The sequence below is a fragment of the Streptomyces sp. WAC07094 genome, from assembly GCF_036320405.1.
Lineage (GTDB): Bacteria > Actinomycetota > Actinomycetes > Streptomycetales > Streptomycetaceae > Streptomyces > Streptomyces lannensis.
On the sequence record NZ_JAVMJZ010000001.1, the window covers coordinates 4,465,122 to 4,488,795 of the forward strand.

Below are 23,674 nucleotides of genomic sequence, written 5' to 3' on the forward strand. Positions count from 1 at the left end.
GAGGATCACAGAGGAAATTCAGATTGCTTGCGGAGTCTTTCTCACCTTCCTGGGCCACAGTGGGAGGTGATGAACCGCATCCCACGCCCCCCAGGCAACCGGCGGCACGCGTTCTTCGGTGCCTTCGTGATGCTGGCCGTCACGACCTCCTCCGTGTCCGCCGCCGACGGCGGCCCCGGACCGCTGGGCGTCACCACCGTGGCGAAGGCCGGCGCGGCGGTCGCGAGGGTCGGTGCGCTCTTCGGGACGGGCGACGCACAGGCGGGCGGACACTTCTGCACGGCCTCCGTGGTCCACAGCGCACAGCGCGACCTGATCGTGACCGCCGCTCACTGTCTGGGCGGTGGCGCGGTGTGGTTCGCGCCGGGGTACCGGGAGGGCAAGGCGCCCTACGGGGTGTGGAAGGTGACCGGGACGTTCGTCGACGACGCCTGGAGCGGTGACGAGGACGAGGACAGCGACGTCGGTTTCGCCACGCTGGAATCCATCGGCGGTGTCGACGTCGAGGACGTCGTCGGGGCCGACAAGTTCGTCACCGGACGCGGGACCGGGGCGAGCGCGGTGACCGTCACGGGATACCCGGACTCCGCGGAGACACCGATCACCTGCACCAACAAACCGACCGTGCTCAGCGATACGCAACAGCGCATCGCCTGCCCGGGATTCACCGCCGGCACCAGCGGCAGCCCCTGGGTGAACACCCACGGCGAGGTCGTGGGTGTGCTCGGCGGCCACGAACAGGGCGGCTCCACGCCGGATGTCTCCTACAGCGTCGTGCTGGGGGACGAGGCGCAGGACCTGTACCGGACGGCGTCGGCTCCCCGCTAGCGATCGGGTGCCGGACGCGGACGGGCCGTCCGCGGACGGCCCGCGGAACGCATGCGCTAGTTGAGCTTCCCTGGGTGGCCGATCTCGTACCCCCGCGTGGCCGGACCAGGACTTTTCGGGTCCGGCTCCCCTGCGCGCCCCTACACTGACCCTCGGCGGACTCCCGTGCGAAGAGGGGCGGTTGACGGTGCGTAAGGCGTGGATCTGGACGACGGTCGCCGTCGGTGCCGCGCTGAGCTTCGTGATGGTCCTCGTCGTCGGGGTCTACATGGTCGCCGGCAACCTCGCGAACGGCATCGGGGGAGGGTCCGTCGGGCTCGCCAAGAACGCCGTGCCGGCCGCGTACGCGACGCTCGTACAGAAGTGGGGCAATCTGTGCCGCGCGATCAACCCCGCGTTGCTCGCCGCCCAGCTCTACCAGGAGAGCGGTTTCAACCCGAACGCCAGGAGCCCCGCGAAGGCAGAGGGGATAGCGCAGTTCATCCCCGGCACCTGGGCCGCGCACGGCATCGACGGCAACGGCGACGGAGTGGCCGACGTGTGGGACCCGCGCGACGCGATCCCCTCCGCCGCCTCGTACGACTGCAAGCTCGCCTCCTATGTGAAGGACGCGCCCGGGAACCCGACGGAGAACATGCTGGCGGCGTACAACGCCGGGGCGTACGCGGTCATCAGGTACGGGGGCGTGCCGCCGTACCGGGAGACCCGGAACTATGTGAAGACCATCACCACCCTGGCGAAGAGCTTCGCCGCGCCCGTCCAGCGGCTCCAGCCGTCCAGGCAGGCGGCCGGCGCCATCTACTACGCACAGAAGAAGCTCGGCACGCCCTACCTGTGGGGCGGCAACGGCACGCCCGAACAGGGCGGCCGCTTCGACTGCTCGGGACTGACCAAGGCCGCGTACGCCAGCGTGAACATCACGCTGCCGCGTGTCGCCAACGACCAGTACAACGCGGGGCCGCACCCGAAGCGGGACGAACTGCTCCCGGGCGACCTGGTGTTCTTCTCGCACGACCCCACCGATTCCCGGGCCATCCACCATGTCGGGATCTACGTCGGCGGCGGCTACATGATCGACGCGCCGAGGACCGGTGCCGTGATCCGCTTCGACCCGATCGACACGTCGGAGTACTTCGGGGCGACGCGTGTCACCGAGGATGGCGCGAAAGCACTGCCCACGACGGTGTGAATCGGGGTGCGAACGACACGTCGAAGGATGCGTCCTGGCTGGAACTATCTCCTGCGAGTGCCCGCTGAGCTGCGAAGACGAGTCTCTCTTCGATAACGTCTACGTGATCATTCGGTGGAATGCGGAACGTCGGGAAGACGACTGTGCGTTCCTTCTGACGTAGAGCGCCGACGTGGACGGACAGCTTGACGTGGAGCGTATCTACGACCACGGGGGTGGTGGAGCGGCGCGCACGCGCGCGTCCGCGGAACGCGACAGAGTACGAAGGGGCCGCGCACCATGGCTGGACTCGCCGAATCCGGGTCGAACCCCGACGTCGATCTGCTGTACGACATCAATGGCCTGGCCAAGGACGTGCCGCACTGGCTCGACCGCGGCCTGGGGTTCGTCGGCGAGTACGGAATTCTTCTCGCCATGGTCCTGCTGGTCCTGGGGTGCTGGTGGGCCGTGCGCCGACGCGGTGGCGAGGGCGCCGCGTCCTCCGTCACCGCGCTCGTCTGGGCGCCGCTGGCCGCGGGCATCGCCGTGCTGGTGAACATGCCGATCCGGGGCTTCGTCCAGCGCCCGCGCCCGTTCGTCGACCATCAGGGGATCGACGTCCTCGTCTCCGGCAGGAGCGGTTTCTCCTTCGTCAGCGACCACGCCACGCTCACCATGGCGATGGCGGCAGGACTGTTCGTCGCCCACCGGAAGTTCGGCCTCGCCGGTCTCGGCCTCGCTCTGCTCGAGGGGTTCAGCCAGGTCTACATGGGCGCGCACTACCCGACGGACGTCGTCGGCGGCTTCGCGCTCGGCACCGCGGTGGCCCTGCTGCTCTCCCCGCTCGCCACGGCCCTGCTCACCCCGGTCATGAAGGCGATCGAGCACTCGCCGCGCGCGGGACGGCTGATCCGCGCCCGTGACGTCCGGGACGCGGACCCCGTGATCGCCGACACCAGGACGGACTGCGCGACGGAGGAGCGGGGTCTGGCGGCGTGAGGCAGGGGCGGCCTCTCGACCGCCCCCGACACCCGCCCTCGTCCGGCGAACGCGCGGCACGGCGCCCGGTGAGGGCGCTCGCAGTCGTCAGAGCGCCTGCGGGAAGGTGAAGAACCCGGTCGGGTCGTACTGGTGCTTGAGCTGCGCCAGCCGAGTGGCTGCGTCGCCGTAGTAAGCCTTCCGCCAGTCCGTCAGGGTGGAGTCCGTGTAGTTCTGGTAGGCCGCGCCGGAGGCGTAGCCGCGCATCGACGTGTGCGCGGACGTCAGCCACGACCGGGCCGTCGTGCCCGAGGTGCCGGGCTGCCAGCTCGCGATGTACTGCGCCAGCATGCGTGAGCGGCGGTGCACGAACGCCGTCGCCGTCGGTGAGACCCGGTTGACCGCGCCGCCGAGGGCGGTGAACGCGACGCTGCCAGCGCCGCCCCGCGCCTGTGCGACCTGGGCGAGGATCGTCTGGATGCCCGCGGCCGGGATGGAACGGTCGAAGAAGTCGGAGCGGGCCGCGTACGTCTCGCGGCCGAGGGCACCCTGCTCCGAGCGCCCCGGCGTCGAGCCCGGCAGATGGCACTGGGCGTCGGTGGGGAAGGACGAGCAGCCCGCGTAGGACTCCATCGCGCTTTCGTACGAATGCCGGTTGAGCGAGACACTGCGGGCCGGAGCGCCGACCCGCGCGGCCAGACGGTCGACCGCGTTCTGGAGTTCGCCGTACGTGCCGAGCGAGAACGCGGCGACGGAGACGGTCGGTGTGCCGCCGTTCTCGAGATGGCAGGAGGACCAGATCTCGTCCGGCTGGTCGGGGCCCCACTCCTGCCAGGCCCCGAGCACCGCGGCGGCCCGCGACCACGGCCAGGTCATATAGGCCGACACCGCCTGGGGCGCCGGGTGGGTCCTGAAGCGCAGCTCGGTCACGACGCCGAAGTTGCCGTTGCCCGCGCCGCGCAGGGCCCAGAAGAGGTCCGCGTTCTCGGTGGCGTTCGCGACGACCTGCTTGCCGTCCGCCGTGATCAGGGTCGCCTGGGTGAGGCTGTCGCAGGTCAGTCCATACGCCCGGGAGACCACGCCGTGGCCGCCGCCGAGCGTGAGACCCGAGACGCCGACGGTGGGGCAGGAGCCCGCGGGAATCGTCACGCCCTTCGCGGTCAGCGCCCGGTAGACGTCGATGAGCTTGGAGCCGGCACCGACGACCGCCTCGCCGGCGCTCGCCCGTATCGTGTTCAGCTTGCCCACGTCGATGATCAGACGGTCGTCTCCGGAGGACCAACCGGCGTAGGAGTGGCCCCCGTTGCGTATGGCGACCTTGACGCCCTGGGCGCGTGCGTACGCCAGCACGGTGCGGATGTCGTCCGCGTGTGCCGCGTATGCCACCGCCGCGGGCTTCAGGGAGTCGAAGCGGGTGTTGTAGAGCTGCCGGGCCGTGGCCCAGGCCCGGTCACCGGGGCGGACCAGGGCACCGTCCAGGTCCTTGGACAGGGCCTTCAAGTCGGCCGCGGCACGAGGGCTGCTCGTGGCCGTGGTGGTGGCCGCGGCCGGTGTCGCGGTCGTCGTGGTTGCACGCACGGACGTGCCGGTGGCGGACGATGTGCCGCTGGTGCCGCCACCGCTGCAGGCGGTGGTGACCGCCGCCGCGACCGTGGCGGTGGCACCGCCGATGAACGTACGCCGTTGCATGTGCGCCTCCCATGGGTTCCGAGCAATGAGATGGGCCCACGCGGCGGAAAAGTTCGCGGGGAAATGCCACAGAATCGTCACGACGCCCGGGGTGAGCGCGACCGAAATGCCCGGAACGGTCCCATCTTGTCCGCCCCCCAGGCGAGTTGTGCGGCCGGGGGCGCCGAAGCGGCCCCCGGGACAGCACACCTAGGCGCTCGCGTGCTTCTCGGCGTCCGTTCTGGCCAGGCTGCGGGCTCTGCGTGCGGGACCTCGCCAGCCACAACTGCATCGGGCCACACAGAAACGGCCCTGTTCGACGGTCGAGGTGCGGTGCTCCAGCGGAATGGTGGGGGTGTCCTGTCGCTCCACGCCCACAAGGTTACCCGGGGCAAGTGTCCGACCATGCGGTGCGCGTGACGGCTCCCCCGACCCGTCGTTAAGCGGAACGACAGGAGGGCACCGGGACGGACCGGCTGGGGGTAGGCAGGTGATGGTGGTGCGGCGGCACGGTCGGGTCGGTGCGGCGATCGTCGCGACAGTGGGACTGCTCGTCTGCGGCGCCCCGCTCACCGGATGTTCCGGTGGCGGGTTCGCCCTTGACGGCGCGCGCTCCGGCTCGGCCGCCGTCGCGACGCTCCGGCAGGCGGCCTCGACCCTGGTGCGCGCGGGCAGCTCCAGGGCCCGTACCTCGATGGAGATGGCCACCGGCGGGACCCGGGTCACCATCCGCGGCGAGGGCGTCTACGACTACCGTGAGCGGCTCGGCCGCCTCAGGGTGACCCTGCCGCAGGACCCGTCGGGCGCCGAGGAGCACCGCCCCATCACGGAACTGCTGGCCCCGGGCGCCCTGTTCATGAAGAACCGCGGTGCGGGCGTGCCCGCCGACAAGTGGGTGCGGGTCGACACGACCGCGCTCAGCGACGGCAACCTCGTCACGGGAGGCGCCACCGACCCCTACGCGGCGGCGGAGTTGCTGCGGGGGGTGCGGCAGGCCACCTACGTGGGGCGCACCGAGGTCGCGGGGACGCCGGTGCGGCACTATCGAGGGGTCGCCGACATCGGGCTCGCGGCGCGGAGCGCGACCGGCGACAACAAGGCGTCGTTGCAGGCCGCAGCGAAAGGGTTCGCCACTGCCGAGGTGCCGTTCGACGCCTATCTCGACGATCAGGGCCGCATCCGCAAGATCCGCCACCGGTTCAGTTTCGTCAACGGCCGGCAGAAGACCGCCGTTGCCGTGGCCTCCACGACCCTGCTGTACGCGTTCGGCGCCCCCGCCGACGTACGGCTGCCGGACACCAAGGACATCTACGCCGGGAAGATCGCCGCGCAATGACCGGGCGCCCGCCGGTCACACGTGCCGATGACGGCTCGCGCCGGGGGCGACCGGTCCCGTTCGCCCCGAACCGGGCGGGCAGCGGCCGCCGCCCGTCCGGAAACTGGCGCGGCTGAGGGGCCGGAAATGGTCCGTCCGTGCCATGCGCGGTGCGTAGCCGCTCCCTACTCTAGGAAGCTGGTGACGGCAGAAAAAAGAGGTGATGCACGTGGCTCCGGTCGGCGGTACGGCAGTTCAGGACCACGTGGCCCTCGCCGAGATCGAACTGTGCGGTGACCTGATCATCGCGGCCTCGGCCGCACACGAGGACCGGCTCAGCCTGGAGAGCATCGACGAGGTGCTGAAGGTGGCCGAGGAGAGGGACATCCGCGGCCGGTGAGCGCGCCGCCGCGGGAAAGCGGCGGATCCACCGCCCCGGTCCCGCGGAATGTCGGAAACATCACGTCCGCAGGAGGCGGCCGATCGCCTTCGTCGCCTCCTCCACCTTCGCGTCGATCTCCGTTCCGCCCTTGAGCGCGGCGTCCGCCACACAGTGGCGCAGATGCTCTTCCAGGAGCTGGAGGGCGAAGGACTGGAGCGCCTTGGTGGAAGCGGAGACCTGCGTGAGTATGTCGATGCAGTACACGTCCTCGTCGACCATCCGCTGCAGGCCCCGGATCTGGCCCTCGATGCGGCGCAGTCGCTTGAGGTGCTCGTCCTTCTGCTTGTGATAGCCGTGGATGCCGCGGTCGTGGTCGGTCACCACGGTCCCGGTGGCCTCGGAGGGCGCTGCCGCGCCGGTCTCGCTCGTCATCGCGTCCTCCTGTCGACTGCCGTTCCGGGGGGCAGGATCCGGACAGACGACCGTCGGTCCGGATTCCGCGCATCCCGGTACGGACACATACCCCTGGTGGGTATATGGTAACGAACTTTGCTGGGTATAGGGCCCTTGGCCGGCCACGTGGTCCCACCCGCACCGCCCCCGTGCGGACCACCGTGTTCGATGGGCGACACTGGAGGACGGCCCCTTAGCCGTGGCCGGATGATGCGCTTAGCATCAGCCTGACCGAAACCGAAGGATCCTGAGGACCCCACGTGCGCTTTCGTCTGACCCCCAGGGAGACGAGCTTCTACGACATGTTCGCCGCATCCGCGGACAACATCGTCACGGGCTCGAAACTCCTGATGGAACTGCTCGGGGCGGACGCCTCCGCCCGGGCCGAGATCGCAGAGCGTATGCGGGCCGCGGAACACGCTGGTGACGACGCCACGCACGCGATCTTCCACCAGCTGAACTCCTCGTTCATCACACCGTTCGACCGCGAGGACATCTACTCCCTCGCTTCTTCCCTCGACGACATCATGGACTTCATGGAGGAGGCCGTCGACCTGGTCGTCCTCTACAACGTCGAGGAACTGCCGAAGGGCGTCGAGCAGCAGATCGAGGTGCTGGCCCGGGCGGCGGAGCTCACGGCGGAGGCCATGCCGAACCTGCGCACGCTGGAGAACCTCACCGAGTACTGGATCGAGGTGAACCGCCTGGAGAACCAGGCGGACCAGATCCACCGCAAGCTGCTCGCGCACCTGTTCAACGGCAAGTACGACGCGATCGAGGTCCTCAAGCTCAAGCAGATCGTGGACGTGCTGGAGGAGGCGGCGGACGCCTTCGAGCACGTGGCCAACACGGTGGAGACCATCGCGGTCAAGGAGTCCTGAGGCGTCCATGGACACCTTTGCTCTGATCCTGACCATTCTGGTCGCGCTCTTCTTCGCGTATACCAACGGCTTCCACGACTCGGCCAACGCCATCGCGACATCGGTGTCGACCCGTGCGCTGACACCGCGGGCGGCGCTGGCGATGGCCGCGGTGATGAACCTCGCCGGCGCGTTCCTCGGCAGCGGGGTCGCAAAGACGGTCAGCGAGGGCCTGATCCAGACGCCGCAGGGCGGCAAGGGGATGGGGATCCTCTTCGCGGCGCTGACCGGCGCCATCGTCTGGAACCTGGTCACCTGGTACTTCGGTCTGCCGTCGTCCTCGTCGCACGCGCTGTTCGGCGGACTGGTGGGCGCGGCCCTGGCGGGCGGTACGACGGTCTACTGGTCCGGGGTCCTGGACAAGGTCGTCACCCCCATGTTCCTGTCGCCGGTGGTGGGCCTGATCGCCGGTTACCTGGTGATGACCCTGATCATGTGGATCTTCCGCCGGAGCAACCCGCACAAGGCCAAGCGGGGATTCCGTATAGCGCAGACGGTGTCGGCGGCCGGCATGGCCCTCGGCCATGGTCTGCAGGACGCGCAGAAGACGATGGGCGTCGTGGTGATGGCGCTGGTCATCGCCGATGTCGAGGACTACGGGGATCCGATCCCGGTGTGGGTCAAGCTCGTCTCCGCCGCGATGCTGTCCCTCGGTACGTACGCGGGCGGCTGGCGCATCATGCGCACGCTCGGCCGCAAGATCATCGAGCTCGACCCGCCGCAGGGTTTCGCGGCGGAGACCACCGGCGCGTCGATCATGTTCGCGACGGCGTACCTCTTCAAGGCCCCGATCTCCACGACGCACGTCATCACGTCGGCGATCATGGGTGTGGGCGCGACGAAGCGGCTGAACGCGGTGCGATGGGGCGTCGCGAAGAACATCGTCCTGGGCTGGTTCATCACGATGCCCGCGGCCGCGCTCGTGGCGGCGGCCGCCTTCTGGCTGATCAACCTGGCTTTCCTGTAATCATCACGAGGTCCCGGCATCCACGGGACCGTTTCGCCGCCCGACTTCCGCCGCGGATGCCACCCAGTGTCGTGTGGCCCGCATCCCCCTCCGCGCCGTCCGCTTCAAGGGACGCCCCGTGCCCCGGCCCCTCGGTGCCGCCTTCTCCGCACCCACGCCGGTGAGCTCCGCCAGGCCATCTCCTGCCTGTCCCCGTTCCGGAACGCGCCGAGCGGTTTCCTGCTCCTGGCTTCTCCGGGCTTGATCCCGTCCCCCTGACCCACGGCACGACGTGCGACCGGTCGCTCATCGGGGTGTCGGTCCGACGACCCCGTCCTCGCACAGGGGCCGCCCCGTCCCCGAGCCTTGCCGCCGTCGTCCGGGATCATGCGCCCTGTGGCCGGGCCCGGGCCCCGTGGCCGGGTTGCGGTTCGAGATGCGGGTGCCGATCGGGGGGCAAGACTGGAGCTATGACTAGCAAGGCACTCCTCGAAGGCGGGCCGGAGGATCTGGCGGGCCAGATCGTGCCGGTCGTGCCCCCGGGACAAGAGCTGAAGATTCCGCACCGCGGCGGATACGAGCACTACAAGGTCACGTCGCGCCACGAGGACACCAAGGAGGGGCAGGTGAACGTCTACCGCTGGTGGGAACGGACCGAGCTCGCCGAATGAACAACGCGAACGGGCCCGCCCCCGGGAGCCGGGGGCGGGCCCTCTTCGGCCTCGCGGTGGCACCGCCATGCAGCACCGCGAGGGGTTTCCACAGACCGTCGGATCAGCCGAAGCGGCCCGAGATGTAGTCCTCCGTCGCCTGGACGGACGGGTTGGAGAAGATCCGCTCGGTGTCGTCGATCTCGATCAGCCGGCCGGGCTGGCCGACGGCCGACAGGTTGAAGAACGCCGTGCGGTCCGAGACACGCGCCGCCTGCTGCATGTTGTGCGTCACGATGACGATCGTGAAGCGCTCCTTCAGCTCACCGATCAGGTCCTCGATGGCGAGGGTGGAGATCGGGTCGAGGGCGGAGCAGGGCTCGTCCATCAGCAGGACGTTCGGCTCGACCGCGATCGCGCGGGCGATGCACAGACGCTGCTGCTGACCACCGGACAGGCCGGAGCCCGGCTTGTTGAGGCGGTCCTTCACCTCGTTCCAGAGGTTCGCGCCCTTGAGGGACTTCTCGACGATGTCGTTCAGTTCCGACTTCCGGTAGTTGCCGTTCAGGCGCAGACCGGCGGCCACGTTGTCGAAGATCGACATCGTGGGGAAGGGGTTCGGGCGCTGGAAGACCATGCCGACCTCACGGCGGACGGAGACCGGGTCGATGCCGGTGCCGTAGAGGTTCTCGTCGTCCAGGAGGACCTTGCCCTCGACACGCCCGCCGGGCGTGACCTCGTGCATGCGGTTGAGCGTCCGCAGGAACGTCGACTTGCCGCAGCCGGAGGGACCGATGAACGCCGTCACCGATCGCGGCTCGACCGTCATCGAGATGTCCTCGATCGCCTTGTGGGAGCCGTAGTAGGCGGTGAGCCCGCTTACGTCGATTCGCTTGGCCATGACTACTTCACTTCCAGTATCAGTCGCTGATGGCCGCGTCAGCGACCGGTCTTCGGGGCCTTCCAGCGGGCGATGCCGCGGGCAACCAGGTTGAGGATCATCACGAAGGCGATCAGGGTGAGCGACGCCGCCCAGGCACGGTCGTACGCCGCGTTGGCGCCCGCGCTGTTCGCGTACTGCTGGTAGATGTACAGCGGCAGCGACTGCTGTGCACCCTCGAACGGGTTCGCGTTGATGAAGCGGTTGCCGAACACCAGGAGCAGCACCGGCGCGGTCTCACCGGCGATACGGGCGATCGCCAGCATGACGCCGGTGGTGATGCCGCCGATGGAGGTCGGCAGGACCACCTTCAGGATCGTGCGCCACTTCGGCACGCCCAGCGCCAGGGAGGCCTCGCGCAGCTCGTTCGGGACGAGCTTGAGCATCTCCTCCGTGGAGCGGACCACGACGGGCATCATCAGGATGGCCAGGGCCAGCGAACCGGCGAAGCCGAAGGGCTGCATCTTGAAGATGAGCATCAGGCTGAGGATGAACAGACCCGCGACGATCGACGGGATACCGGTCATCACGTCGACGAAGAACGTGACGGCCTGAGCGAGACGGCCGCGCCCGTACTCCACGAGGTAGATCGCGGTGAGCACACCGATCGGCGCACCGATCACGGTGGCGAGGCCGACCTGCTCGAGGCTGCCGAGGATGGCGTGGTAGATGCCACCGCCCGGCTGGGAGTCCGCGACGATACCCATCGAGTGGGTGAGGAAGTAGATGTCGAGGACCTTCACACCGCGCGCGACGGTCGTCCAGACGAGGGAGACCAGCGGGATGACGGCGAGCAGGAAGGCGACCCACACGAGCGAGGTCGCGATGCGGTCCTTGGCCTGGCGACGGCCCTCGACCTGGGCGGCGACGACGTACGTGCCGATGAGGAAGAGGAGCGCGGCGATGACGCCCCACTGGACGTGGCTGCTCAGGCCGGCGGCGGCCCCGATGCCGCACGCGACGGCGATCGAGCCGAGGGCGACGGCCCAGGGCGTCCACTTGGGGAGGCTGGCGCCGCGCAGCGTGCTGGGGCGCTTGTCGGCGACGGCTGCGTGGCTCATGCGTTGGCCCCCGAGTACTCCTTGCGGCGAGCGATGATCATGCGAGCCGCGCCGTTGACCAGCAGGGTGATGACGAACAGGACGAGACCGGAGGCGATCAGCGCGTCACGGCCGTCCTCGGTCGCCTCGCTGAACTTGCTGGCGATGTTCTGGGCGAAGGTGCCGCCGCCCGGGTTGAGCAGGCTGGCGTGGATCAGGAAGTCCGGGGAGAGCACGGTGGCCACGGCCATCGTCTCGCCGAGCGCGCGGCCGAGGCCGAGCATCGAGGCGGAGATGACACCGGAGCGGCCGAAGGGCAGCACGGCCATGCGGATGACCTCCCAGCGCGTGGCGCCGAGGGCCAGGGCCGCTTCCTCGTGCATCTGCGGGACCTGGCGGAAGACCTCGCGGCTCACGTTGGTGATGATCGGCAGGATCATGATCGCGAGCAGGATGCCGACGGTGAGCATCGAGCGGGGGGCGCCGCCCTCCCACGAGAAGATGCCCGTCCAGCCGAAGTAGTCGTTCAGCCAGCTGAAGACGCCGCCCAGGTTCGGTACGAGGACCAGGGCGCCCCACAGGCCGTAGACGATGGACGGCACGGCGGCGAGGAGGTCGATCACGTACGCGATGGGCCCGGACATCCGGCGCGGGGAGTAGTGCGTCAGGAAGAGCGCGATGGCCACCGCGATCGGAACCGCGATGATCATGGCGATGATCGAGGAGACCACCGTGCCGAAGGCCAGTACGGCGATACCGAAGACCGGCGGGTTGAGGTTGGTGTTCCACTCGAAGGTGGTCAGGAAGTTGCCGTGGTCCTTGCCGATGGCGAGGGACGCACGGTAGGTGAGGAAGACCGCGATCGCGGCCATGATCACCAGCAGCAGGATGCCCGACCCACGGGAGAGACCGAGGAAGATCCGGTCTCCGGGTCGGGTGGCGCCACGGGCCGCGCGCTTCATCTCGCCCGTGGTCGGCTGGGGGGCAGGGGGAGGCGCTTCAGTGTTCTGTGTGGATATGTCCATCGGGATCTCCGGTCTGCGGAGCCGCACGCGCTGTGCGACTCCTGGCGGCGGTGCACCGGACGGTGCGGTCCGGTCCCGTGGTGGGACCGGACCGCACACTCAGGTCAGCTCAGGCCCTCGATGGTGGTGCGGACCTTGGCGATGATCGCGTCGGGGATCGGCGCGTAGCTGGCGTCGGCGAGGATCTTCTGGCCGTCCTCGCTGGCGATGTAGCGCAGGAACGCCTTCGTGGCGGGCAGGGTGTCGGCCTTGTTGCCCTTGTCGCAGGCGATCTCGTAGGTGACCAGGACCATCGGGTACGCACCGTCGGCCTTGGTGTTGTAGTTCAGCTGCAGGGCCAGGTCCTGACCGGTGCCGATGACCTTGGCGTCCGCGATCGCCTTGGTGGCGTTCTCGACGTTGGCCGCGACCGGGGCGGAGGCGCCCGTGTCGATCTGGACCGAGCTCATGTCCTTGGCGTAGGACAGCTCGAAGTAGCCGATGGCGCCGGCGGTCTGCTTGACCTGCTGGGCGACACCCGCGGACTGCGGAGCGGACTGGCCACCGGGAGCCTCCCAGGCCTTGCCACCCTCGTACTTGCCCCAGACCGACGGAGCCGCGGCCTTGAGGTACTTGGTGAAGTTGTCCGTGGTGCCCGACTCGTCCGAGCGGTGGAACGCCTGGATCTTGGTGGAGGGGAGCTTGGCGTCCGGGTTCAGCTTCTTGATCTCCGGAGCGTTCCAGGTCTTGATCTGGTTGTTGAAGATCTCGGCGATGGTCTTCGCGTCCAGAACCAGGTTGTCGACGCCCGGCAGGTTGTAACCGAGGGCGATCGGGCCGCCGACCATCGGGAGGTCGATGCCCTGGCCGCCGGAGCAGACCTTCTTGGAGGCCGTGACCTCTTCGGGCTTGAGGGCCGAGTCGGAGCCGGCGAAGGCGAGCTGGCCCTGGTTGAACGACGTCACACCGGCGCCGGAACCGCTGGCCTTGTAGTTGATCTGCACGCCACAGGCCTGGCTGAACTGCGCGACCCACGCGTCGATCGCGTTCTTCTGCGCGGACGAGCCGTCGGCGAGGAGCTGACCCTTGGCGTCGTCACACTTGATCGAGCTGGCGTTGGCCGTGGACGAGGACGAGGCGCTGCTGCCGCCACTCTTGTCGCTCGTGTCGTCGGAGCCGCACGCCGTGAGGGCCAGGGCGCCGGAGACGGCGAGAGCACCGAGGGTGAGGGCCCGCCGGTTCATGCGCTGAAGCTTCACTTTCGGGAGTTCCTTCCTGAAGCCGCCGTCCTGTCCGGCGGCGTGCGAAGTGTTGGTGATACGAGCGCGTATTCGAAGCCGCGCTCGCCATCAGGTAAGGCCGAAATTAGGCAGAACAGGTGAAGCCGCTTATGGCCGTAAGTGAACGGAGGGTGAACCCCTGTGGTCGGTGCGGTTAGGTCACGGAACGCTTACATCGAGGACACGGCGCGGTCCCGGGGGTCGACCCCGATCGCCGTCACTCTGCGCAACCGACTTGGCCCGTTCATGTCCGAGAAGTCCCGTCGTTCCGGCATCTTCGTCGGTTACGGAGCGCATTCCCCTTCCCTTCGTGAGAGACCTCGGTGGACCCCGCGCGGGAACGGCGCTCGAGCTGTCTCCAGGACCCAAGTCAGCTGCCGCGGGTGCGGCGGGCGCGGTGTCGGCCGCGGGTATGGACGATGAATTCGGTGTGTGCGACCGAACACGTGTATGCAGAACATGTGTACGGCCGCGAAGGATGCCTCCAGGACAGGAGGCGCCTTTTCGACGGCGACGAACCCGGGCTACGTCGGGTTCAGCGCGTTCAGCAACGCGTCGACCAGATCGCGGTCGCGCGGCTGGGTCAGGCGGTGTCTGGCGGCCGTCGGCGGGAGCCACAGGATGCGGTCGACCTCGTTGTTCGGGATGAAGTGACCGCGCGCCCCCTCCGCCGCCCAGTACCGGACCTCCTTGGGGCGGCCGTTCGCCTCGTAGCGGGCCGTGGGCAGCGGCGATCCGGGCACGGCGAGATAGCCGGTCTCCTCCTCGACCTCTCGCAACGCACCCGCGAGGGGGTCCTCGCCACGCTTCAGCTTGCCCTTCGGGTGCGACCAGTCGTCGTACCTCGGCCGGTGGACCAGACAGATCTCCAGCTCGCCGTCGACGGGCGAGCGGCGCCACAGGACGCAGCCCGCCGCGCGGATGGTGTCGTCGGTCATCGGGTGCTCCGGCTCCTCTCCGTGCCTGCGGCGCGCCCGTCGGCGCGCCGTGCCGTCGTACGGGTGCCTCGTCGTCGAGGCGCCTTGCGCACCGGCGCCTAAGGAGTCACCACCGTCTGCTTCTGCCATGCCTGCTGGAAGGCGAAGCGGGCCGCCTCCACCTCGTGCCGCTGGTCGGCGTGGAGCACGCCGAGCGCGTACGCCGTCGCAGGGGCGATGCGAGGGGTGCGCGCGGCGGCGGCCGCGGCGGCCGCGGCTTCCGCGGCGTCACGGTGGCGGTTCAGCGCCTCGCCGGCCGCGAGCAGACGGACGTCGACGGCCGTTTCCGCCCCGTGCAGCACCTCACGGGCATAGCGGTGCAGGCGCAGCAGCAGCCGGACCTGGTGCCAGGGGCCGTCCTGCGGGTGCGGGGACGGGTCCGGCGACAGTCCGTGGACCAGCGCCTCCGCGTTGTACGGGTGGCCGGCGGTGACCAGCGGCAGAGCCGCCACCGCGTCGCACAGCCGTTCCTCGGCCGCCGCCGCGAGCGGGCGCAGGTCGGCGTCGGCCGCGGCGGGCGTGAGCGGGACCTCGCTGGCGAGGACGGCGACGCTGTCCGCCACCGCGTGGAACCGGCTCGAACCGAGGGCCTGCAGGGCCGCGGAGTGCGCGCGTGTCCGGGCCAGGGTCAGCTGGCGCTCCAGCAGGGCGCCCGCCTTCGCCGCGCCGACGGTCAGATTGCCCCGTTCCGGGATCGCGGTCTGGGGGCGCGGGCCGGCGCCGGCGGTCTCCCCGGCGCTCGATGACTGGGCGGGGAACACCGACGAGCCCGACAGCCGGTGCAGGGCGAGGAGCAGGCGTTCGAGCCGGGACGCGTACGCGTGCTCGCGGGCCAGCGTGCCGGAGAGCCAGGCGAGCTCGGGTCGCATCGCCTCGGACCAGTCGGCGTCGAGGAGCGGCCGGTACGTGTGCAGGGTGCCGCTGATGCGGCGGGCCGAGCGGCGCAGGGCCAGCGCCGCGTCGGCGGCGTCCTCCGTGCCGCCGTCGCCGGCTCTGGAATCCTCTCCCGCTCTCGACTTCGCCCGCACGGGAGAACCGCCCTGAGCGGGGGGACCGCCGGCGGCGCCGTTCTCCCGGTGCTGCCGCAACGAGCGCAGGAACTCCGTGGCCTGGGCCCGCAGGTAACCCGCGAGGGCGTCCCCGGACGTCGGCGCGGCCGTGGGGTCGGTCGGGGGATCAAGGTGTTGCTGTGCCACGCCGGCGCCTCCGGGCGTCTATGAGCATCTCCTGGATGTTCCGCAGGGGCTGGCCGTCCGCGTCGGTGGCGTGACGGATCCACTCGCCGTCCGGGCCCAGATGCCAGGAGGACGTGGTGTCGGACATACCGGTCTCCAGGAGCCGGTTGAGCGCCGCCCGGTGGGCCGGGTCGGTCACCCTGACGAGTGCCTCGATGCGGCGGTCGAGGTTGCGGTGCATCATGTCGGCGCTGCCGATCCACACCTCGGGCTCGCCTCCGTTGCCGAAGACGAAGACCCGGGAGTGCTCGAGGAAGCGGCCGAGGATGGACCGGACACGTATGTTCTCGGACAGGCCGGTGACGCCCGGGCGCAGCGCGCAGATGCCGCGCACCCATACGTCGACCGGGACTCCGGCCTGCGAAGCGCGGTAGAGCGCGTCGACGATCGCCTCGTCCACCATCGAGTTGACCTTGATGCGGACGCAGGCGGGCCGACCGGCCCGGTGGTGCTGGATCTCCTTGTTGATCCGTGAGATCAGGCCGTCGCGCAGGGACTTGGGGGCGACCAGCAGCCGGCGGTAGGTCTCCCGGCGCGAGTAGCCCGACAGCCTGTTGAAGAGGTCGGACAGGTCGGCGCCGACCTGCGGGTCCGCGGTCAGCAGCCCCAGGTCCTCGTACAGCCGTGCGGTCTTCGGGTGGTAGTTGCCCGTGCCGACGTGGCTGTAGCGGCGGAGCGTTTCGCCTTCCTGCCGCACGACGAGCGACAGCTTGCAGTGCGTCTTCAGGCCGACGAGTCCGTACACCACATGGCAGCCAGCCTCCTCCAGCTTGCGGGCCCACTTGATGTTGGCCTGCTCGTCGAAGCGGGCCTTGATCTCGACCAGCACCAGGACCTGCTTGCCGGACTCGGCCGCGTCTATCAGTGCGTCGACGATCGGCGAGGTCTCCGAGGTCCGGTAGAGCGTCTGCTTGATCGCGAGGACGTCCGGGTCGGAGGCCGCCTGCTCCAGGAAGGCCTGGACCGAGGTGGAGAAGCTGTCGTACGGATGGTGCAGCAGGACGTCCCGCTCGCGCAGCGCCGCGAAGATGTCGGGGGCCGACGCCGACTCGACCTCGGCGAGGTCGCGATGGGTGCCCGCGACGAACTTCGGATACCTGAGCTCGGGCCGGTCGAGGTTGGCGATGCCGAAGAGGCCGGTCAGGTCCAGCGGGCCGGGCAGCGGGTACACCTCGGCCTCGGAGATCTTCAGCTCGCGCACGAGCAGGTCGAGCACGTACCGGTCGATGGACTCCTCGACCTCGAGGCGCACCGGCGGCCCGAAGCGACGTCGCATGAGCTCCTTCTCCAGGGCCTGGAGCAGGTTCTCGGCGTCGTCCTCCTCGACCTCGAGGTCCTCGTTGCGGGTGATCCGGAAGGTGTGGTGCTCCAGCACCTCCATACCGGGGAACAGCTCCTCCAGGTGCGCCGCGATGACGTCCTCGATGGGGACGTACCGCTGCGGGGAGGCCTCCAGGAAGCGGGAGAGGAGTGGCGGGACCTTGACCCGCGCGAAGTGGCGGTGGCCCGAGACCGGGTTGCGCACGACGACCGCGAGGTTGAGCGAGAGGCCCGAGATGTACGGGAAGGGGTGCGCGGGGTCGACGGCCAGCGGGGTGAGGACCGGGAAGATCTGGTGGCGGAAGAGCGTGAACAGGCGCGCCTGCTCCTTGTCGCCCAGTTCGTTCCAGCGCACCAGGTGGATGCCCTCGTCCGCGAGTGCCGGGGCGACGTCCTCGTGGAAACACGCAGCGTGCCGGGCCATCAGCTCACGGGAGCGGGCCCAGATCATCTCCAGCACCTCGCGGGGCTGGAGCCCGGACGCCGACCGGCTGGCGACGCCCGTGGCGATGCGGCGCTTCAGACCGGCGACCCGGACCATGAAGAACTCGTCCAGGTTGCTGGCGAAGATGGCCAGGAACTTCGCCCGCTCCAGAAGCGGCGTGTTCGGATCCTCGGCCAATTCGAGCACACGTTCGTTGAACTGAAGCCAGCTGCGCTCCCGGTCGAGGAAGCGGCCCTGGGGCAGAGCCCCCTCGGCCACGTCGTACGACGAGAGGTCGGCGTCGATGTCCGGCTCCAGCTCGGAGACCGTCGCGGCCAGGGTGTGCGGGCGATGCGCGGCGATGGACCCTACGGAGGGTTGCAGGTGCTGCTGGTTCGCGCGGTCCGAAGACTCTCCGTCACTCGGGGCGGTGGGGGACGTGTGGGCCGCTGCCTGGGCGTTCTGCTGGCTCATGAACCCATTCTTCCGCGCGGACCGGGTGGCGGGCGCGTCGGAAGGCCGGGACGGTGGCGCGGTGAAGGCATGACCGTGCCCCGCACCGGCCCCGTTCTCCGAGGGGGGTGTGTGTTCTGGCACGGCGGTGTTCATTGGCCGAGCGTCGCAAGTCCGTCTGAATCAATGGTTACGGCGACATGACGTGCGGGATAGCGGGGAGGGGCTCGCGGGCGTCTACAGACGGCGCTGTGGCGTACGGGGGCGCTGGAAGCCCGGCGTGCGCCGCCTCTGTCGGGGGCGTGCGGGGTGGCCGTGGTGGGCCGCCGAAAATGTTCTCCCGAACGTGAACCGGTCGCGGGGGCTCGTCCGATGAGGAGGCGTGAGGGAAACGAGAAGTGACGGGGAGCTGCTGCGTGCCGCGGCAGACGGGGACCGTCGCGCCTTCGAGGAGCTGTACCGGCGCTATGCGCCGTGGCTCACCGCACGGCTTCGCGGCCGGTGCGCCGACCCGGGGGTCGTGGACGACGTCGTGCAGGAGACCTTCCTGGCCGTCTGGCGCGGCACCGCGCGCTACCGCGAGGACGGGGACGTGGCCGGCTGGCTGTGGCGCGTCGGCGCCCGGCGGCTGGTGGACGCGCTGCGCGGCGACGGCGCGCGCGGCCGGCTCCGTCAGACGCTGGCCCGGCTGCGGCACCGGCACGAGGCCTCCGCGGAGGAGCGCGTCCTGGCGGGAGTGGAACACGGCGACCTGGCGGGAGCCCTGACCCGGCTCTCGCCCGAGCTGCGCGCCGTCCTGCAGGCGACGGTGATCGACGGACTGACGACCAGGGAGGCGGCCGTCCTGCTCGGCATTCCCCCCGGAACGGTCAAGACGCGGGCACTGCGTGCACGCAAGCGGTTGCGGGAGGAACTGGCATGAGGGACGACGGGCACGACGGCACCGGATGGCACGCGGACATCGACGACCTCCGCGCCTATGCGCGCGGCGAGCTGCGGGCGCCCCGCCTGTGGTCGGTCGACACACACCTCGTCACGTGTGCGATCTGCCGTGGCACGCTCGCCGAGGTCAGCGATCCGCAGACCCTGGACGCCGGCTGGGAGCGCCTCGACGCCGAGCTGGATGCGCCGAGGCCGGGTTTCGTCGAGGGACTGCTGCTGCGGATCGGCGTCGCGGACCACACCGCGCGGCTGCTCCTGGCGACACCTGTGCTGCGGGCCTCCTGGCTGGGAGCGGTTCTGCTGGTCCTGGCCATGACCGTGGCCAGCGTGTACACGTCGGACTCACCGGTCCTGTTTCTGGCACTCGCCCCGCTGCTGCCCCTGACGGGCGTCGCGCTCTCCTACGGCCCCGCTCTCGACCCGACCCATGAGCTGGCGGTCGTCGCGCCGCTGCACGGCTTCCGCCTGCTGATGACCCGCACGATCGCGGTGCTCGTCGCGAGCCTGGGGCTGAACGGGCTGGCGACGCTGGCCCTCCCCGGATACGGACTGCGCGCCCTGGCCTGGCTGGTGCCTGCCCTGGCGCTGACGGCGACGGGGCTCGCGCTGACGGCACGTCTCGGCCCCGTCCTCGCACCCGCCCTGGTCAGCGGAGGCTGGGTCGCCCTGCTGATGGTGACCGAGGCGACCACCCACGGAATGCTCGCGGCCTTCACGGGGCCCGCCCAGGGTGTCGCGGCGGCGGTCGCCGTGATTGCGGCCTGTGTGCTCCACCGCATGCGTGACCGGTTCGACGCCTCACCGGTCCCCTCCCCCTTCACCCACTTCGCCCGCAGGAGCACCTCATGACCAGTGCCGCCACCGTCTCGGCCGCCGGCCTGACCCTGCGCTACGGCCGCACGGCCGCTCTGGACGACGTCACCCTCGGCCTGGGCGAGGGCGTGACCGGCCTGCTCGGGCCCAACGGCGCGGGCAAGACGTCCCTGCTGCGGGTGCTCGCCACCGCCGTGCCCGCCGACCGTGGCGCGTTCACCGTCCTCGGGCACGATCCGGCCACGGCCGCCGGACGCCGGGAAGCACGGCGCAGGCTCGGCTATCTGCCCCAGAACCCGGGCTTCCACCCGGAATTCACGGCCTTCGCATTCGTCGACTACGTCGCGATCCTCAAGGAGCTCACCGACCGGGGCGCACGTCACCGCGAGGTGCGACGCGTGCTCGAGGCCGTCGATCTGACCGACGTGCGGGGCAAGCGCATCAAGCGGCTCTCCGGCGGTATGCGCCAGCGGGTCGCCCTCGCCGCCGCGCTCGTCGGCGACCCGGGCGTGCTGCTGCTCGACGAACCCACCGTCGGCCTGGATCCGGAGCAGCGCATGCGGTTCCGGGAGCTGATCGCCGACGCGGGCGCGAGCCGCACGGTGCTGCTGTCCACCCATCAGACGGAGGACGTGGCCATGCTCTGCCACCGTGTGATCGTCATGGCCCGCGGCCGCGTCCGCTTCGCGGGCACCCCGGCCGAGTTGACCGCCAGGGCCGCGGGCCGGGTATGGATCGGCACGCAGCGCGACCCGGGCGCCCGCGCCGGCTGGCGTACCGGTCTGGGCACGTTCCGGAACGTGGGCGACCCGCCGAAGGGCGCCGATCTGCTCGAACCCACTCTGGAGGACGGCTACTTGCTCGTCCTGGACGGAGAACCGGCGGAGGTGGCGTCCGTATGAGCACGGTCGTCGAAAGGACCTCCGCGGTCCCCGCTCGCGTGCGGAGCGGCCGTCATTCGGCCTCCGCCGTCGTCGCCCTCGCCCGCTTCGAGGCGCGCGAACTCCTCCTCACGATCCCGGTTTTCGTGTTCTTCGCGCTCTACCTCGGCGCCACGCTCCGGAAGCCGCTCTTCTCCCGGGACGGCATGGATGACTTCCCCGTCCTCCAGAACGCCGATCGCGCCACGCAGTCCGGCTCCCTGTTCCTGGGCATCGCATGCCTCGTATGTGTGCACGCCGCCGTGCTGCGGTCCCGGCGCCACGGGACGGACCGGCACTTCGGCGTCCTCGTCATGGAGCCCTGGCAGCGCACGGTGGCGCACGCGCTGTCCGTGGTGCCGTTCGCGGCGGTCACCGCGGTGGTCACCGCAATCGAGTACGGCTGGGCGGCGCTGAAGCCGGGTGCCGTGGGCCGGGGGTCGGCGGCCGAACTGGCCGTGGCGCCTCTCGTGGTGCTTCTGTGCGGCGCCGTGGGGGTGCTGCTCGCGCGGCTGTACCCCCGCATGGCCGGTGGTCCGCTCTTCGTGGTCGTGGGGTTCGCCACGTTCATGGTCGCCTCCTCCGTCACCGGCGGCAGGCTGCACTGGCTGAACTGGCTGCAGCCGGTCATCACCGAGGACGGCTCCCCTCCGGTGCCCTCCGACGTCCTGGGCCGTCCGGCCGGCTGGCACGCCTTGTACCTCGTGGGCCTGGCCGCGCTGGTGCTGTGCCTGGCGGTCCTGCTCGGCGGGGGACGCACGCGGATGCTGAAGGCGCTCACATTCGTCGCACTCGGTGCCACGGCCGTGGGGATCGCCGGGCAGTCCCCGAACCACGAGGCCGCTCTGACCGAGGCCCGTGCGCAGCTGAGTCGGACGCCGCAGACGGTCCAGTCGTGCGTGGCGCACGGCCGGTCGACGTACTGCTCCTTCCCGGAGTGGACCGACTGGCGGGACGACTGGGCGCGGGTCGTCGACCGTGTCCAGGACCTCGCGGGCGGCGCAGCCGGGGGGACGCGCCTGACGATCCGGCAGCGGATACCGGTCCTTCACGACCTGAGCAGCGACTCCGCCATGACCCCTTCGAGCACGCCGCGCGAAGTCACGGTCGGTACGCGCTGGGGTGGCAGTCGGGTTCCCGAGTTCGCCGTCGGGGTGGCGTCGGTTCTCGTCACCGGCGACGAGGAGGCCGTCCCGGGCCTGTGCGACGCCCGCGTGGTGACCGTGATGTGGCTGGCGCTGGCGGCGCAGGACGACCCGGTGGCCGCGTTGCGCTCGGTCAGCCTGAACGGCGGGGGCGGCGGCTCCGCCGTCGTCATGACTCCCACCGAACCGCTCTCCATGAGCGCCGAGCAGGCACGCATCGTCCGGGAACTGCTGCGGCGTCCCCACTACGAGGTCACGGCCAGGGTGAAGGCCCACTGGACGGAGCTGACGTCCACGGCGACATCGCAGGCGCGAGTGGCGGAGCTCCTCGGGGTGCCCCCGGCGAAGGGGGCGGCCGGCAAGGGGGAGCCGTGCGAGGAGTAGCGCGGCGGGTGCCGGGGCGCGGGCAGGTCCGTGCCCTTGTCCCGCCGGTGTGGCGCAGTCCGCTCCGGCCGCGGCCCGGTGCCGCCGGGGGCCCGGGCCTCGCTCCGGACGGAGCGGCCCGGTCGGTCCCCGGCGAGTCCGGTACGGCGTACGCGGCGGCGCTCACGGCTCCGGCGCTCACCGCGGGGCGGCCGCCGTGCGCCGCACCGGTGAGTCGGAGCCGGGACCGGGCACGGCGGCCGCGCTCCCGGTGGGCGTGGTGCTCGCGATGGTGCCGCCCGAGCGCCGGGCCCTGTTCGTCGCGGCGGGAGCACCCTGCTGGACGGCGGCCCGTCAGCGGTGGGCGGCGCTGTTGATGATCACCCTGCTCCTGGGCGCCGCGCTGCTGCCGGAGCCGGTCCGTGGACGCGATCCCGCAGCGGCCCCCGCGCCGGTCCCGGCGCCGAGGCCATCACCCGGCCGGCGGCTTCCGCGTCTCACGTCTCCGTGCGGTACATCAGATCCGTCTCGTAGGTCGTGAAGCCCAGCCGCTCGTAGACGGTCAGCGCGGCCTTGTTGTCCGCGTCGACGTAGAGCATGGCGGTGGGCAGTCCCTGGGCGGCGAGATGCCGCAGACCGATGGTGGTGAGCGCACGGCCGAGGCCGCCGCCCTGGGCGCCGGGGCGGACGCCGAGGACGTAGACCTCGCCGAGGCCCTCCTCGGCGTGGACCTTCGTCCAGTGGAATCCGATGAGCTCGGGCCCCTGCTCGCCCGTGCGCTCCGCGAGGAAGAAGCCCTGCGGGTCGAACCACGGCTCGGCCTTGCGGTCGTCGAGGTCGCGCTGGGTGAGAGAGCCCTGCTCGGGGTGGTGGGCGAAGGCCTCCGCGTTGACGGCGAGCCAGGCCGCGTCGTCCTGCCCGGGCACGAAGGCGCGCACGGTGACGCCGTCGGGCAGTTTCGGATCGGGCAGGTCGAGGTCGGTCAACGGGCGGCGCAGCTGGCGCAGTTCGCGGAAGAGGGAGAGGCCGAGGACCTGGGCGAGATGCCGGGCGGCGGAGTGACCGCCGTGCGCCCACACCCGCAGCCGCTTGCCGGACGTGGCGAGGAGCGCGGAGCCCAGCGCCCGGCCGTGCCCGTGACCGCGGTACGAGGGGTGCACGACCAGTTCGGCGGCCGGGGCCTCCACCGGGTCCGTGTCCTCCAGTTGCGCGTAGCCGATGAGCGTGTCGCCCACCGACAGCAGCAGATGCGACACCCCTTCCCGCTCACCGCCGCGCAGCTGCAGACGGCCCTGCTCGGACACGGCCTGCTGGCCGTCGACCCGGGCGGCTTCGGCGAGCAGCGCGAGCACGGCCTCGCTCTGTTCGGGCGAGAGTTCCGTGACGGTCTCGAGGGAGCGGGGCAGTGCCGGGCGGGCGGTGTCGTCGCTGGTCATGGGTACGAGGGTAAGGGGCGGACGGGGGAAAAGGGAGGCAAAGGCAACGCGCTTGTAACCCCGAACCCCCTGTT

23 protein-coding genes are annotated in these 23,674 nt (G+C 70.5%); 12 read left to right on the forward strand and 11 right to left on the reverse strand.

The features are described 5' to 3' along the window. The first annotated feature begins 69 nt into the window (after positions 1-69). The 3 genes from RCR19_RS19660 to RCR19_RS19670 all read left to right on the forward strand — a co-directional run bounded on the left by RCR19_RS19660 (position 70) and on the right by RCR19_RS19670 (position 2,995). Positions 70-828 carry a trypsin-like serine protease gene (locus RCR19_RS19660; RefSeq protein ID WP_331266328.1) on the forward strand — a complete coding sequence of 253 codons (759 nt, stop codon included), beginning with the start codon at positions 70-72 and terminating at the stop codon, positions 826-828. Between the two features lie 181 nt (positions 829-1,009). Continuing rightward, on the forward strand, positions 1,010-2,017 hold the full coding sequence (locus RCR19_RS19665) for a bifunctional lytic transglycosylase/C40 family peptidase (RefSeq protein ID WP_234380715.1): 1,008 nt from the start codon (positions 1,010-1,012) through the stop codon (positions 2,015-2,017). A gap of 279 nt (positions 2,018-2,296) precedes the next feature. After that, positions 2,297-2,995, forward strand: a complete 699-nt coding sequence (locus RCR19_RS19670) for a phosphatase PAP2 family protein (RefSeq protein WP_331266329.1) — start codon at positions 2,297-2,299, stop codon at positions 2,993-2,995. An 87-nt stretch (positions 2,996-3,082) separates the two neighbouring features. Here the strand turns inward: RCR19_RS19670 and RCR19_RS19675 are convergent, their stop codons facing one another. Both RCR19_RS19675 and RCR19_RS19680 read right to left on the reverse strand, forming a co-directional pair. Continuing rightward, a complete protein-coding gene (locus RCR19_RS19675; RefSeq protein WP_331266330.1) occupies positions 3,083-4,663 on the reverse strand; it encodes an FAD-binding oxidoreductase in 1,581 nt (526 codons plus the stop codon). A gap of 189 nt (positions 4,664-4,852) precedes the next feature. Continuing rightward, positions 4,853-5,014: a hypothetical protein gene (locus tag RCR19_RS19680; protein WP_181923093.1), complete on the reverse strand. Its 162-nt coding sequence runs from the start codon at positions 5,012-5,014 to the stop codon at positions 4,853-4,855. A gap of 121 nt (positions 5,015-5,135) precedes the next feature. Between RCR19_RS19680 and RCR19_RS19685 the strand changes: the two genes are divergently transcribed. Next, positions 5,136-5,978 carry a hypothetical protein gene (locus RCR19_RS19685; RefSeq protein WP_331266331.1) on the forward strand — a complete coding sequence of 281 codons (843 nt, stop codon included), beginning with the start codon at positions 5,136-5,138 and terminating at the stop codon, positions 5,976-5,978. A gap of 208 nt (positions 5,979-6,186) precedes the next feature. Next, entirely contained in the window at positions 6,187-6,357 is a 171-nt protein-coding gene (locus RCR19_RS19690) for a hypothetical protein (protein ID WP_331269672.1), read from the forward strand. 60 nt (positions 6,358-6,417) lie between these two features. Here RCR19_RS19690 and RCR19_RS19695 read toward each other — a convergent pair whose 3' ends face one another. After that, positions 6,418-6,771, reverse strand: coding sequence for a metal-sensitive transcriptional regulator (locus tag RCR19_RS19695; protein ID WP_059126910.1), 354 nt, complete (start codon positions 6,769-6,771; stop codon positions 6,418-6,420). A gap of 281 nt (positions 6,772-7,052) precedes the next feature. On the opposite strand from RCR19_RS19695, the gene RCR19_RS19700 reads away from it, so the two are divergent. The 3 genes from RCR19_RS19700 (at position 7,053) to RCR19_RS19710 (ending at position 9,329) form a co-directional block, all read left to right on the forward strand. After that, the gene (locus RCR19_RS19700) at positions 7,053-7,673 is read left to right on the forward strand and encodes a DUF47 family protein (RefSeq protein WP_331266332.1); all 621 of its coding nucleotides are present in this window, start codon (positions 7,053-7,055) and stop codon (positions 7,671-7,673) included. A 7-nt stretch (positions 7,674-7,680) separates the two neighbouring features. Continuing rightward, positions 7,681-8,679 carry an inorganic phosphate transporter gene (locus RCR19_RS19705; protein WP_331266333.1) on the forward strand — a complete coding sequence of 333 codons (999 nt, stop codon included), beginning with the start codon at positions 7,681-7,683 and terminating at the stop codon, positions 8,677-8,679. Positions 8,680-9,128: 449 nt separating this feature from the next. After that, on the forward strand, positions 9,129-9,329 hold the full coding sequence (locus RCR19_RS19710; protein WP_220293557.1) for a DUF5988 family protein: 201 nt from the start codon (positions 9,129-9,131) through the stop codon (positions 9,327-9,329). Positions 9,330-9,432: 103 nt separating this feature from the next. On the opposite strand, the gene pstB is transcribed toward RCR19_RS19710, so the two are convergent. The 7 genes from pstB to RCR19_RS19745 form a co-directional block, all read right to left on the reverse strand. Then, positions 9,433-10,209, reverse strand: a complete 777-nt coding sequence (gene pstB, locus RCR19_RS19715; protein ID WP_059126914.1) for a phosphate ABC transporter ATP-binding protein PstB — start codon at positions 10,207-10,209, stop codon at positions 9,433-9,435. Positions 10,210-10,247: 38 nt separating this feature from the next. Further along, on the reverse strand, positions 10,248-11,309 hold the full coding sequence (gene pstA / locus RCR19_RS19720) for a phosphate ABC transporter permease PstA (protein WP_059126915.1): 1,062 nt from the start codon (positions 11,307-11,309) through the stop codon (positions 10,248-10,250). Continuing rightward, complete coding sequence (gene pstC, locus RCR19_RS19725; RefSeq protein ID WP_331266334.1) at positions 11,306-12,313, reverse strand: phosphate ABC transporter permease subunit PstC; 1,008 nt, start codon at positions 12,311-12,313, stop codon at positions 11,306-11,308. The genes pstA and pstC overlap by 4 nt, the downstream gene beginning before the upstream one ends. Positions 12,314-12,417: 104 nt before the next feature. Beyond that, positions 12,418-13,551, reverse strand: a complete 1,134-nt coding sequence (gene pstS / locus RCR19_RS19730) for a phosphate ABC transporter substrate-binding protein PstS (protein WP_331266335.1) — start codon at positions 13,549-13,551, stop codon at positions 12,418-12,420. Between the two features lie 545 nt (positions 13,552-14,096). Beyond that, complete coding sequence (locus RCR19_RS19735) at positions 14,097-14,510, reverse strand: NUDIX hydrolase (RefSeq protein ID WP_331266336.1); 414 nt, start codon at positions 14,508-14,510, stop codon at positions 14,097-14,099. Between the two features lie 98 nt (positions 14,511-14,608). After that, positions 14,609-15,745, reverse strand: a complete 1,137-nt coding sequence (locus tag RCR19_RS19740; RefSeq protein ID WP_331266337.1) for a CHAD domain-containing protein — start codon at positions 15,743-15,745, stop codon at positions 14,609-14,611. Further along, complete coding sequence (locus RCR19_RS19745; RefSeq protein ID WP_331266338.1) at positions 15,726-18,002, reverse strand: RNA degradosome polyphosphate kinase; 2,277 nt, start codon at positions 18,000-18,002, stop codon at positions 15,726-15,728. The genes RCR19_RS19740 and RCR19_RS19745 overlap by 20 nt, the downstream gene beginning before the upstream one ends. Before the next feature lie 361 nt (positions 18,003-18,363). Between RCR19_RS19745 and RCR19_RS19750 the strand changes: the two genes are divergently transcribed. The 4 genes from RCR19_RS19750 to RCR19_RS19765 are packed head-to-tail and all read left to right on the forward strand — an operon-like array spanning position 18,364 to position 22,185. Then, a complete protein-coding gene (locus RCR19_RS19750) occupies positions 18,364-18,903 on the forward strand; it encodes an RNA polymerase sigma factor (protein ID WP_220293560.1) in 540 nt (179 codons plus the stop codon). Continuing rightward, a complete protein-coding gene (locus RCR19_RS19755; RefSeq protein WP_331266339.1) occupies positions 18,900-19,772 on the forward strand; it encodes a zf-HC2 domain-containing protein in 873 nt (290 codons plus the stop codon). Before RCR19_RS19750 ends, RCR19_RS19755 begins: the two co-directional genes overlap by 4 nt. Further along, positions 19,769-20,638: an ATP-binding cassette domain-containing protein gene (locus RCR19_RS19760; RefSeq protein ID WP_331266340.1), complete on the forward strand. Its 870-nt coding sequence runs from the start codon at positions 19,769-19,771 to the stop codon at positions 20,636-20,638. The genes RCR19_RS19755 and RCR19_RS19760 overlap by 4 nt, the downstream gene beginning before the upstream one ends. Next, positions 20,635-22,185, forward strand: a complete 1,551-nt coding sequence (locus tag RCR19_RS19765) for an ABC transporter permease (RefSeq protein ID WP_331266341.1) — start codon at positions 20,635-20,637, stop codon at positions 22,183-22,185. The genes RCR19_RS19760 and RCR19_RS19765 overlap by 4 nt, the downstream gene beginning before the upstream one ends. Positions 22,186-22,661: 476 nt before the next feature. Here RCR19_RS19765 and mshD read toward each other — a convergent pair whose 3' ends face one another. Next, positions 22,662-23,600 (reverse strand): mycothiol synthase, encoded by a 939-nt coding sequence (gene mshD / locus RCR19_RS19770; protein WP_059126924.1) that lies wholly within the window; start codon positions 23,598-23,600, stop codon positions 22,662-22,664. Positions 23,601-23,674 lie beyond the last annotated feature (74 nt).